Source organism: Holospora elegans E1 (assembly GCF_000648275.1).
Lineage (GTDB): Bacteria > Pseudomonadota > Alphaproteobacteria > Holosporales > Holosporaceae > Holospora > Holospora undulata_A.
Genome location: NZ_BAUP01000099.1, coordinates 1 through 12,145 on the forward strand (window position 1 = coordinate 1; position 12,145 = coordinate 12,145).

At 35.3% G+C, this 12,145-nt stretch carries 10 protein-coding genes; all 10 read left to right on the forward strand.

Translation table 11 applies throughout. The annotated features are described in order from the left end of the window. Window positions 1-209: 209 nt before the first annotated feature. The 10 genes from HE1_RS04010 to HE1_RS04060 all read left to right on the forward strand — a co-directional run bounded on the left by HE1_RS04010 (window position 210) and on the right by HE1_RS04060 (window position 11,672). Complete coding sequence (locus HE1_RS04010; RefSeq protein ID WP_006300563.1) at window positions 210-725, forward strand: protein-export chaperone SecB; 516 nt, start codon at window positions 210-212, stop codon at window positions 723-725. Window positions 726-960: 235 nt separating this feature from the next. After that, entirely contained in the window at window positions 961-1,683 is a 723-nt protein-coding gene (locus HE1_RS04015; protein WP_006300564.1) for a GNAT family N-acetyltransferase, read from the forward strand. Further along, a complete protein-coding gene (locus HE1_RS04020) occupies window positions 1,680-2,501 on the forward strand; it encodes a lysophospholipid acyltransferase family protein (RefSeq protein WP_006300565.1) in 822 nt (273 codons plus the stop codon). The genes HE1_RS04015 and HE1_RS04020 overlap by 4 nt, the downstream gene beginning before the upstream one ends. Window positions 2,502-2,529: 28 nt before the next feature. Further along, window positions 2,530-3,885 (forward strand): tRNA (N6-isopentenyl adenosine(37)-C2)-methylthiotransferase MiaB, encoded by a 1,356-nt coding sequence (gene miaB, locus HE1_RS04025; protein WP_006300566.1) that lies wholly within the window; start codon window positions 2,530-2,532, stop codon window positions 3,883-3,885. A gap of 679 nt (window positions 3,886-4,564) precedes the next feature. Further along, window positions 4,565-6,181, forward strand: a complete 1,617-nt coding sequence (locus HE1_RS04035; protein WP_206537237.1) for a ribonuclease J — start codon at window positions 4,565-4,567, stop codon at window positions 6,179-6,181. 635 nt (window positions 6,182-6,816) lie between these two features. Further along, the gene (locus HE1_RS04040) at window positions 6,817-7,584 is read left to right on the forward strand and encodes a response regulator transcription factor (protein WP_006298834.1); all 768 of its coding nucleotides are present in this window, start codon (window positions 6,817-6,819) and stop codon (window positions 7,582-7,584) included. 81 nt (window positions 7,585-7,665) lie between these two features. Continuing rightward, a complete protein-coding gene (locus tag HE1_RS06550; protein WP_052567338.1) occupies window positions 7,666-8,253 on the forward strand; it encodes a DUF3501 family protein in 588 nt (195 codons plus the stop codon). A gap of 157 nt (window positions 8,254-8,410) precedes the next feature. Further along, the gene (locus HE1_RS04050; protein ID WP_162480332.1) at window positions 8,411-9,910 is read left to right on the forward strand and encodes an NAD(P)(+) transhydrogenase (Re/Si-specific) subunit beta; all 1,500 of its coding nucleotides are present in this window, start codon (window positions 8,411-8,413) and stop codon (window positions 9,908-9,910) included. Next, entirely contained in the window at window positions 9,874-11,352 is a 1,479-nt protein-coding gene (locus tag HE1_RS04055; RefSeq protein WP_006298838.1) for a potassium transporter TrkG, read from the forward strand. Before HE1_RS04050 ends, HE1_RS04055 begins: the two co-directional genes overlap by 37 nt. Window positions 11,353-11,435: 83 nt before the next feature. Continuing rightward, window positions 11,436-11,672 carry a hypothetical protein gene (locus HE1_RS04060; RefSeq protein ID WP_162480334.1) on the forward strand — a complete coding sequence of 79 codons (237 nt, stop codon included), beginning with the start codon at window positions 11,436-11,438 and terminating at the stop codon, window positions 11,670-11,672. The last annotated feature ends 473 nt before the right edge of the window (window positions 11,673-12,145 follow it).

The following is a 12,145-nucleotide window of genomic DNA, read 5'->3' on the forward strand; positions in this document are numbered from 1 at the left end:
GAACAAAATCGCTTTTAAAGTAATCAGAACATTCAAAAATTTTACATGCAATCATTTTTAGAGACTTTTAAAAGCTATCCTTTGCTGATTTTAACAAAAAGTATCTTTAGTTAAAAGCTTCGAAAATTTAAATGATCTTTTTTACGTACGCTATTTATTTTTTTTAAAATCAGATACAATGAGAAAATTGCAGATAAGTTTATATTCTGATGTACCAAGATTTTCAAGAGCCCCCTTTTCAGGGAGGAATCCCATCTCCTTCAAACGGAACTTCTTCTGCTGAGCAGAATGATCCTTCTTCCGTTTTAGAACTTGTTTTTCAACATATTGTTGATTGTTCTATTGAATGTCCTTCTCCTTTTGCGTTATCAGAGCAAGAAGGAAACGAGACCGAAACCAGAGTTTCAGTAGATGTCCTGACTGGAGGAGAAGGGGAGCATTTTCAAGTTGTTATTGTTCTTCGAATAGAAATGATGAAAGATCAAAAGCCCGGATGTATAATAGAGCTAAAATATGCCGGTTATTTCATTATTAAAAATGAAGACGAAGATATGCGCCCGTTTTTGTTGTACGTAAATTGCCCCAATATGCTGTGGCCTTCTGTAAGACATTGGGTTAGAATCGTTACTTTAGAGTGCGGGCTTCCCGGATTGCAACTGAACAGTGTAGATTTTACAGAAATTTTAAGAAAAAAAATTAAAGAGGCTCAGCAGTCAAACACCTGAGATGTTAAATAGCAAAATTTTGAATATACGAAAGATATCAATTGATGGTAAAATAGTGTTTTTAAAATAGCTTGTTAAGAGCGCACTTTTTGATATCAAGATTTAGAGAATTTTCTGATCTTAAGAAAATTTAAAAAGGATTAAAAGGGTACAACTCCATTTTGCGGAATGTGTTTTGTCCTTTCCTTTTTTTACAATCAAGGTATAATGAAGGTGTATTTTATAGGGATTTTTTGTGTCTGAATCATTTGTTGTGCGTGTTACAACGCTTCCTGAGGAAATCTTAGAAGCTCAAAAATTACGTTATGCCGTGTATTATAAAGAACGTATGAATGCGAAATCAGAAGGGCTTGACGTTGATATGTTTGATGCGTATTGCGAACATCTTATTGTAGAAGAAGTTTCTAGTCATCGCATTGTGGGCACTTATCGCCTTATCTCTCGTAAAGCTGCAGAACAGTGCGGAACTTTTTACTCTCAAAACGAGTTTGATATCCAAAAAATATTAGAGTCAAAAGAAAATATTTTGGAATTGGGAAGAGCATGTGTAGATCGTGCTTATCGCACAAAAGGAATTATTCGCTTATTATGGAAGGGGTTATCAGACTACATTGCTTATCACAACATTCGCTATTTATTTGGATGTGCCAGCTTTGAGGGGATAATTCCTGAAAAATATCAACACGGATTTTCTTATTTGCATTATGCGCACAGAGCCCCAGAATATATCCGCCCAGAGGTTTTATCTTCAAGTGCGGCGTTAATAAAAATATTAGAACCAGAAGAAGTGAATATCAATAAAGCATGGAGCGAGATACCTTCTCTACTAAGAGGGTATCTGCAAGTAGGCGGGTGGGTTGGACAAGGTATATTTCAAGATTTAAGTTTTTCTTCTTTGGATGCGTGTGTCGTTGTGGATACAAGGCGGTTGGTACTGGGGGGGTATGGGGCACGATGAGTTCTAAGTCTTCTGTGCTTCGGTTCAAACAAAATCGTGTTTTTGCACTACTTGGCATAGGGGGCGTTGGGCTACTTTTGTTATTAGGCGGGGTTATAGGAGGAATATCTTTTTTGTTTCCGTCTTGTTCTTTTGTAGTGCTTTTAAAAAAAATTTTGTATAAAGGGATTCGTCGTTGCGCTGGAGTTCATAAAGTTGTAGTACGCGGTTCGATTTGCAAAGAAGGAGTTTTTGCTGTATCTAACCACATATCTTACCTAGATATAGTATTATTGGGAGAACAAGCCCCTTACGTTTTTATCGCAAAGGAAGAAGTTAAAAATTGGCCCCTTGTGGGCTGGATTGCTAAGAAATTTGGAACAATTTTCATCAAACGAACACTCAGAGGCATTCATAATGGCCAAACCCGTATAAAAAAAACGATCCAACAAAATAAAGCGGTACTTGTATTTGCAGAAGGAACAACGGGAAATGGAATTGTGACCGAGCCTTTTTATCATGCATTTTTTGAACTTCATCCGGAAGTTAAAATTCAACCCATATCAATTTGTTATACAGAAGTAAACGGGTTTCCTGCGTTGTCTTGGGTAAGACGGTACTTAAGTTGGATTGGAAATGTTGCCTTATTTCCACATTTATTTAAATGTGGGGGGTGGCGTTCATTGACGGTTGTGATTATTTTTCATCCCCCCTTTACAGCAGGAAGTTCTCGTAAACTTTCTGCAGCTCGATCTGTAAGCTCTGTAAGGGCGGGAATATCACAAAGTTTGAAAATGCAAGATTTTTTATTTTTGAATTCCTTATCAAAAGCTTTATAATATCTGAACTATAAAGAAAAGGATAAAAATGCATAAAACTCTACATATTGTGACATATGGATGCCAGATGAATGTGTATGACTCTCAGCGTATAGAAGAAATGTTCACAGTGCTCGGGTATACCCTAAAAGATCAAATGGACGCAGATGTTGTGATTTTTAATACTTGTCAAATTCGTGAAAAAGCGGAAGAAAAACTGTTTTCTGATTTAGGGCGTGTTCGTCTGATTAAAGAGTTCCGTAAGACAAACGAAAAAGACATGGTGATTATAGTTGCAGGATGTTCTGCACAAGCGCTTGGAAAAAACATCTTAAAGCGTGCTCCTTATGTGGATCTTGTGGTTGGTCCTCAGACTTACGATAAAATTCCTGAGTTATTAGCAAAAGTTGAACGCCTTTACGCTGTGAAAGATGGGCCAGGACGAGGAATACTGGGCACTGGATTTCCGAAAATTTCAAAATTTGATAATCTGAAGGTTCCTCGGGGATTTCATGGCGTAAGCGCAGTTCTTTCTATTCAAGAAGGGTGCAACAAATTTTGTACTTATTGTGTAGTTCCGTATACAAGAGGAGCAGAATATTCAAGGCCGTTAGACGACATTTTGAACGAAGCACGTATTTTATTAAAAGAAGGGGCAAAAGAGCTTGTATTGTTGGGGCAAAATGTTAATGCATATCGGTCAAAAACTGCTTTGGGGAAAGAAGTAGCATTTTCAGAATTGTTGTACCGTTGCGCAGAATTAGAAGGAGTGCATCGCTTACGGTATATGACTTCCCATCCAAGAGAAATGACTCCTTGCTTAATTCAAGCACACAAAGAAATTCCACAATTAATGCCTTTTTTACATCTTCCCGTTCAATCCGGATCAAATCGTGTTCTTCAGGCAATGAATCGCCAGTACACTGTTCAAGAATATGAGTTGATATTAGAAGAGCTCAGAAAAGCTCGCCCAGATATAGCATTTTCTTCAGATTTTATCGTAGGACATCCAGGGGAAACAGAAGAAGATTTTCAAGAAACTTGTCAGTTAGCCGATCGCGTTGGGTATGCGCAAGCGTACTCATTTATGTATAGCGCTCGTCCTGGGACGCCTTCTGCTTTAAAACCTCAAATTTCTATTGAAATAAAAAAACGTCGTCTGCATCAACTTCAAGAAATATTGCAACGCACTCAGCAAGCTTTTAATCTAAGTAAAAAAGGGGAGCGTCTTCCCGTATTATTTGAAAAAAATGGAAAGAAGTTGGGACAAATTTTAGGGAAAAGTCCCTATATGCAATCTGTATATGTTCATGCTTTAGAAGACATTATGGGATCAATACAGTGGGTAGAAATTCAAAAAAGTCACCTTAATAGTCTTGCAGGAAGTTTAGCCCCCCCTTCATAGAAATAAAAATAATGAGCGTTATATATCTTAAGCACATCTTAAGTTAAAAAATAGAACTATGGGGGGGCAAAGTACGGCAATCAAATAAAAAAACGCTCTATGCCCAAAATTGATGCAATGGGAGTTTTTTTTATTTTTTAAAGAACGTTGTTTAAATTTAGTGAAGAAGAAATTAAATTATTTTTTTTTAAATTATTTCTATTAACTTATCACTTCTTTTTAACTTTAACTTTAGCATATTTTGCATCTTAAGTTGAGATTTTTAGGGATAACTCATTTATCCTAAAAAAATTTTTAATTTGGAAGGAAAAAGATGATAAATAAAAAGTAAAAATCAATTGATTTTTTTAGATTTTAATTATTTAAATTCGTATTGTTGATCTTTGTTTGTTTTAATAAAACAATTAAAAAACATTTAACAAGAAATAAATAAAAATTTTATAAAACTTCAATAAAAGATCTTTTTTCAAAGTTTCTTAAAAAGTGTGGATGACAAAAAAATATAATGTAGTATACTAAATAGTAAAGAAGAGGGGCTGATATTCCTCTATAACAAGAATTTGACATGCTGCAACGCAAGCACTTTGTCTCTAGGGAAAAAGATGTTTCCCGTTTGTTTTCTTTAAACAAATTAGAGGGACTTTATTTTTTACCACTGGGCGGGTCTAACGAGATTGGAATGAACTTAAACCTTTACGGGTATGGAGCTCCTGGTGAATTGACTCAGTGGATTATTGTAGATTTGGGGGTAAGTTTTTCTCACACCCCTGATCGTGTAATCATTCCAGATATTCGATCATTTTTAGAAGTAACAAATCCAGAACAAATAAGGGCCATTGTGTTAACTCATGGGCATGAAGATCATATCGGAGCTCTTCCTTATTTGCATAATCTGTTACCTAAACTTCCCATATATGCCACCCCCTTTACCGCATTTCTTTTACAGCAAAAAGCCATGGAAGCAAAAATTTCAATGGACATCCAAGAAGTTCCTTTGGGGGGAGAAGTAGAAATTGAGCATTTTGGAACAGTAAAGTACGTAAGCTTGACTCATTCTATTCCTGAGTCAAATGCTATTCTTATTTCGACTCCAGAAGGAAAAATTTTTCACACAGGAGATTGGAAGATCAGCAGAGAAACCATGGTAGGAGATAGCATTTGCGAACATACATTGCGGTCTATTGGGGATCAAGGCATTAAGGCCATTGTTTGTGATTCTACTACGGTTTTTGAAGAAGGATTTTCTGGATCAGAAGTAGATGTTTCTCACCGTCTGATATCTTGTGTGAAAGAGCTTAAACAGGGAAGAGTTATAATTGGATGCTTTGCTTCTAATGTAGAACGATTAACGAGTTGTTATTTAGCAGCAAAAGCTTCCGGTAGAGTTCCTATTTTAGCAGGTCGTTCTTTACAGCGCATTGCAAAAGCTGCTGTTCATTGTGGATATTTTTCATCAGATATGCATTTTTTGGAAATCAAAGATGCAGAAAATATTCCTCCAGAAAAGCAGTTAATTATCGCCACGGGCAGCCAAGGAGAGCCAAAAGCAGCGTTAACCGCTATGGCTACTGGAGTCCATCATTTTTTGACCTTAGGGGAAGGAGATCATGTTATTTTTTCTTGCAGAGTAATTCCAGGAAATGAAAAGGCCGTATTTGCACTTCAAAATAGTTTAACCGCAAAAGGGGTTAATGTTATTACCAGCAAGGTGGCGGGAGAAATTCACGTTTCTGGACATCCCTACCGGGAAGAGCTCAGACAGATGTATACATGGATTCGGCCCAAAATTAGCGTTCCAACACATGGGGAAGCGCGTCATTTACGAGAACATGCGAATTTGGCGCAATCTCTTGGAGTTCCCCATAATATATGTATTGGCAATGGTATGGTTTTACGTCTTGATGAAGAAGAACCCAAAGTGGTCGGATTTATTTTTCATGGAAGACTTATAGTGGATGGTAAACATCGTCTTATTCCTGAAAATGGTAAAGAAATGAGTGAGCGGTTCTCATTATTAGAAAAAGGAATCGTATTTATCAGTCGTCATGTTCGAAAAGGAAATAGAATCCAGGTGGTTGTTTCTTTTGAAGGATTATTTGAACATCACGAACGGGAAGTTTGGAGTAAAGAAATTCGAAAGCGCGTATTGCAATGTTATATTTCCAAACCTGTTTCTGAAAATGTGGAAAAATCAGTTAACTATAGTGATGGAGTAAAGCCAAAAATTGAAGAAAAAGTTCGTCAGCTTTTTCGTCAACGTATCGGGAAAGAACCTATGATTTGTATCCACCTGTAACTATACGTAATCTGAAAATATTTAAATTTTTGATTAACAAAGAAATAAGTAGAGGAAGCAAAGCTTTCCTTTACATTTCGAGAAGTGAAAAAATTTTTTCATTTTGTTCAACTGATTATCTTAGTCATTCTGAAATAGAAAAATTTAAAGGAGATTAAACTAAATTAATTTTATCTGAAATTTTTAAAAAAGCATTTTTGGATTTTTAAAGTATTTTTTGTAATAAATTAATCTCTTTTTGCTTCAATTTAATATAAGTTAATTCAAGAAAACAGATAAATTTCCTAGATTACCGTAATATTAATATTTTAATTATTTTAAGTTTTGATTCTTAAAACAAACAAATTTAGTGGTAATAAAAATATATAAAGGTATTCGTTTTACTTTTTTTAACACAAAGTTTTAAGGGATGTGTTATAAAAGAATACTTTCAGTAATATTTTAGCAATTTATTCAAAAATTATGTTGCATTAAGTACTTTTTTTTTGTAATCTTCTCTTCCAGCTTGCAAGATGATAGGACGTAAATTGTGTTAAATCAATTAGACAGATTGATCCGAAAGCCTTATAAATTACTTAACGTTTTTTCAATAATATTTCTTATAGGATAGCAGCATAGGGACCGGAGAGATGAAAATGAAAGTTTTGGTTATTGAAGATCACGAAGAAACTTCAAATCTTATCAAGAGTATTTTGGATGAGCAATCCATACTTGCAGATATCTGTGCAGAAGGTGAGCCTGCTCTTCAGATTGCGCGGTTTTATCATTATGATGTAATCTTGGTAGATTTGCTGTTGCCCGATATTAATGGATATGAGCTCTTAAAAAAATTAAGAGAATGTTCTCACGCCCCAGTGTTAATTTTGTCTGGAGAACAAGGAATTGACGCAAAAGTTAGAACTTTAGGTTTTGGAGCAGATGACTATTTAACAAAGCCATTTATGCCAGAAGAGTTAGTTGCACGTATTAAAGCGCTAGCGCGAAGAGCAGAGGGGCATGCGTGTTCCATCATTCAGGTTGGGAAATTAGAGATTAATCTGGATCATTGTTCCGTCAGTTTTGATGGTCATCCCGTTCGGTTGACTGGAACTGAGTACAAAATCTTGGAACTATTAATGAAGCGTAAAGGAATTACTCTGGCAAAAACTAGTTTTTTGAACGCTATTTATAATGGAATGGATGAACCCGAACTAAAAATTATTGACGTTTTTGTATGCAAGATTCGTAAAAAATTGACAGATATACATCCAAGTGGGGGAAATTACGTAGAAACTATCTGGGGGCGAGGGTACGTACTGCGAGAGCCCGAAGAAAGAGATTTAGAAGCACAAATAAAGAAAAGTAGTAAGCCTAATTTTATCTCTAACGAATCTGCATCGGTATTAAATTTGAAGAATCCTTAATGATGTTTTTAGCTCTTTTATACTATTAAAAAAGATGGTACCATTCCAAGGTAACGACAAGCCATCTTTTGGGAGTTCTCTTTGATTCCTTTTTTTGAATCTTTTTATACACCTCTTTTAGTACAAGATTTTTCTTTTCATGGATTTAAAGAAGAGAGAAGTTTAGTTATTCATAAAATTATGCAATTTAAGCGTCAGCGTCGCGTTCAGTTGGGTCCAGATTTCAGCATTACTTTTGAGCATAAATTGTTGGTGTGGTTTCAGATTCAAGAGATGCTTTTGGCAGAAAGTCGTTTTGATGGGATAGAAGAGGAAATCGCTGTGTACAGCCCACTTATTCCAAAGCCAAATGTGTTAACTATTACGGCTATGTGGGAATATTCAGATCCAAAGATACGTTATGAGCAATTAAAAAATCTTTGGAATTTTAGATCGTATCTGTATGTTTCTTTTAAAGATGAAAAATATTTTTCAGAATCTTTACCAGAGGATACGTGGATTTCAGAAGGAGATAGAGCTCTAAGTGTGAATTTTTTACGTTTTGTTATGCCTAAAGAATGCATATTTCCTGATAGTATCCACATCCACCATCCTTGCTATCAGGCAGATGCGTTGATTCCTGAATCATTATGGACTGCTTATGAAGATATTTTTTCTAAAAATGACTAGTGCTAGAAGTAACGATCCCTCAACGGTCACTTTCTTTTTATTGAAGAATTTTCGAAAATCTTCTAAATAAGTTCTTGTAAACTATAAAAAAATAATCAACAATATATGTTAGATAAGGTTCAACGTATAGATCCTAGTTGTTTATGAGAGGTTGTTTGTGAACTCTTTTTTTGTTTTCCCGTGGAATTTTGTTCATCCTTTACCCCGTATATTTTTCAAAGGGATGGTGTGTGGAGCGCTTTTGGGAGGGGCAACGTTTTTTCCTTCTTTGCGTGTTTCGCTAACGTTGGGATTGATTTTGATGGCATTTGAAATGCTTACATCGTTTAATCGGGCCCAGTATTGCGCTTGGATAGGAAAAATTGGAATGATGTGCGCCATGATTCCTTATGCAGGAGAAATGTTTTGGCTGCATTATTTGTCTTATGTCGAGGGAAAAGAAAAAGCATTTCATGGAGGCCTTTGGTTTTGTATTTTTTTAGGAAGTATTTTGGGAACAGTGGTTGCAAAGCGCACCCCTATGACAGAGCTCCCTCAACTAATGGCTCTTTTTCATAGTTTAGTGGGAATTGGTGCTGCTAGTATTAGTGTTGTGTTAGCAAAGGTTCACATTTCCAGTTCTTGCGCTATTCCTTTTTCTGTTTTTTTTGAAATCCTTGCAGGAGGAATTATTGGTGCTATTACCTTTACGGGTTCAGTGTTTGCTGTTTTGCGTCTTCAAAATATTGTGCGTTATACCCCCTCTTTGAAAGTATTTACCATTCTTTTTCTTGTAGTGCTGTTGGGAGCTTTAGGGAGTGCATTTTGGTTTTTTCAAGAGCCATCCATTTTTTCGTTAATTATAAGCATCACACTCTCTAGCATTTTTGGAATACTGATGATTCTTCCTGTGGCTGGGGCAGATATGCCTCTTGTAGTTTCTTTGTTGAATTCTTGTTCTGGTTGGGCGTGCGTTTCCCTTGGAATTTACTCTAGTTCACCTTTACTTATAGTGGTAGGGTCTATTGTGGGATTTTCTGGAGCAGTGTTGACTACAGTAATGTGTCAAGGCATGAATCGTTCTTTAACGCGAGTATTTACGGGAAGTTTTCACAAAAAAAAAGAGGAAAAAATTTCTGTAGTACTTCCCGTACAGTCTATTTCTGGGCAAGAAGCAGCATTTTTTTTAAAATCTGCAGAGCGCGTTTTAATTGTTCCTGGGTATGGTGCCGCGGTAGCACAAGCGCAAACAGCGTTGCAGGAATTAGCACTTTTATTGAAAGCAAATCACTGTGATGTGCAGTATGGAATGCATCCGGTTGCAGGGCGCATGCCTGGGCACATGGATATTTTGTTAGCGCAAGCTAATGTTCCTTTGGAAGATATGGTGGAATTAGGAGAAGCAAATCGCCGTTTATCTGAAACGGATGTTGTGCTAATTGTAGGGGCCAACGACACTGTGAATCCTTTGGCAGAACAGGATAGTTCATCAGAAATTTATGGTATGCCTATCTTTCAAGCCTACCGAGCAAAAAAAGTACTTTTTGTTAAGCGGTCTATGAGTGTTGGATATTCAGGTATAGACAATCCGTTGTGTTACCTGCCGCAGACCTATATGGTGTTTGGAGATGGAAAAAAAGTATGCGAAGATATCTTAAAAGCATTAGCTTTGCTATAGAACGGGCAGCTAACTATCATATCCCCTGGAACGCTTATGAAAAAACGTTGTGGATTTTATCTTCTGTTAGCTGGGTTTTAATCCTTTTATCTTTATGTTTCTTTTTTATGGTTCTATTTTCCTATCTGCATACCAGCAATCAGATATTAGAAATTTTTGCAGTATGTGGTTTGGGGTGTTTATTTTTAGGAGTGCTTGGAACTTTTGCGTTTCCCTGTCCTCGTATTTCTTTTGTTAGCACTGGAGATAAAGCATTAATAACTTTATTTTTTTGGGGAATAGTTTCGGTTATCGTTAGTATTCCTATCTATGTTCACGCTCCTAAACAGGGATTTTCTGCAGCATTATTTGAAGGGATTTCTTGTTTAACTACAACCGGGGTATCTTTGGTTTCTTCCAAAGCTCCAATGCCTTTTATGATAGAGTTTTGGTGTGTTTTTATTCAGTGGATGGGAGGAATTGGTATAGTTCTTCTAAGTTTTGCCCTTGTTCCGGCACTAAAACTTAATTCTAACTTTATTTTATTAAACGAATTTTCTCAGAGCTTTGAAAAAACAACTCCAAGAACCCGTACTATGGCTTTGCACATCATTTTTTTATATCTTGGATTAACACTTGTGTTAACGGCAGGGCTTTGGATTGGAAGAAGATTATCTTTTCAGACCTGTCTTCATTACAGTATGTCTTGCATTTCTACTGGGGGGATTCAGGCCAGTTATTATCCTCTTACAGTGCTAAATTTTTATGAAAAATTTATTTTGACGATAGGAATGATACTGGGAGCCATCCCTTTCATCAAAATATTTCAAAGAATTTATTCCGTGAAAAAAGCGCTACAAGACGATCAAATTCGAGGATATTTTCTTTTGTTTTGTGTCAGTTTTTTAGTAATGTGTACAAATCGTTGTTTAACTTTTGATCATATGTTTAGTGCGGTATCTTGTACTACCTCAACGGGATTTGTGTGTGCCCCGTCTTTAAATAATTTATCGTCTTTATGGTGTTTAGGGTTGGTTTTGTTGGGGGGGTGCAGTGGTTCAAGTGCAGGAGGATTTAAGATATTTAGATTCCAATTAATGTACCGAATTAGTAAAAATAAGCTTTTAAAAATATTTCATCCAAAGCGGTTCATTGCATTAAAATACAACGGAAAAGTAGTTCAGCAAGAAGATATCATTCTACTTATGACCAGTATATTTATTTATTCTATGGGGTGTTTTGGAGTATCGTTGTTGTTTTCTTTTTTAGGGCGCTCTCCCAAAATAGCATGTTTGTTAACTTTTGGATTAATTACAAATTCCGGAGGTGGCGTTTATTGTATTAGTCCTTATGTTCAGGATTTTTCTGTTATAGAGCAGTGGGTTGGAATATTTACAATGCTATTAGGGCGATTAGAAGCGGTAATTGTTCTATTTATCACCTCGTTTATTTCTTTCAGGTAGTTTGCATTTATAAATTATATTATAATTAATCAATAATTAAAATTTGTTTGGTATATTTTATATGTAAAACATAAATGGAAATAATGATGTTTAATCTTTTTAATCTCGTGTTGCTTGCCTGCCTTTATACTGGGGTGGTGTACAGTGTGAAAGGGGAATATTCTGAAAAGAATTTATCATCCAGTACTCCTTCTGTTCAAAAAGAAAACGATTCAACACAAGATACTCTTAAAATTATTAAAGGAATAAAAAGTAAGATTGAAAAAATCAAGAAACAAATAGAACAAAGTAATAAAAAAAAAGAAAAAAATAATTTTTAGTACTGCATTATAAATACTATTTTTTTTTAATATAAATAAATTGAGCGCCATTTTTGAATGAATCATGTGCTCAATTATTCACAAGTATTTATGTTTCCAGATCTTTATAAATAGGTGTGCTCACGAAACATTGCTCCATAAACTTCAGCTTGGAGTTTTTGTTTCTGCCAACAGGATTTTTTCTAAATGTCTTTGTTTTTTAGTGCATAAATGATACCGCCGTTAATTTTGCAATGTATCTCTTTAGAGAACTTTTGTCTTCAAGATAAAGATATCGTGAATAAAATGGTGATAGCTATAGTAATTTAGGTTGAATTAGGTGTGATTTTTTTGTTACAATAATGGTGCTGTTGCATGATAGATTTTTAGGCGGAAAATTTTTATAACGGACCCTTTTTTATGATTTTTTATAAATTTAGATAAAGAAAGTCTTTAGACTTATAAAAATGTCCAGATTTAAAGCTCAATAAGTT

What these genes read in the sequence shown, in the direction of transcription:
- HE1_RS04060 (WP_162480334.1), top strand. Translation starts at nt 11,436, where the DNA reads ATGATGTTTAATCTTTTTAATCTCGTGTTGCTTGCCTGCCTTTATACT.
- HE1_RS04055 (WP_006298838.1), top strand. Translation starts at nt 9,874, where the DNA reads ATGCGAAGATATCTTAAAAGCATTAGCTTTGCTATAGAACGGGCAGCT.
- HE1_RS04040 (WP_006298834.1), top strand. Translation starts at nt 6,817, where the DNA reads ATGAAAGTTTTGGTTATTGAAGATCACGAAGAAACTTCAAATCTTATC.
- miaB (WP_006300566.1), top strand. Translation starts at nt 2,530, where the DNA reads ATGCATAAAACTCTACATATTGTGACATATGGATGCCAGATGAATGTG.
- HE1_RS04020 (WP_006300565.1), top strand. Translation starts at nt 1,680, where the DNA reads ATGAGTTCTAAGTCTTCTGTGCTTCGGTTCAAACAAAATCGTGTTTTT.
- HE1_RS04010 (WP_006300563.1), top strand. Translation starts at nt 210, where the DNA reads ATGTACCAAGATTTTCAAGAGCCCCCTTTTCAGGGAGGAATCCCATCT.
- HE1_RS04035 (WP_206537237.1), top strand. Translation starts at nt 4,565, where the DNA reads ATGAACTTAAACCTTTACGGGTATGGAGCTCCTGGTGAATTGACTCAG.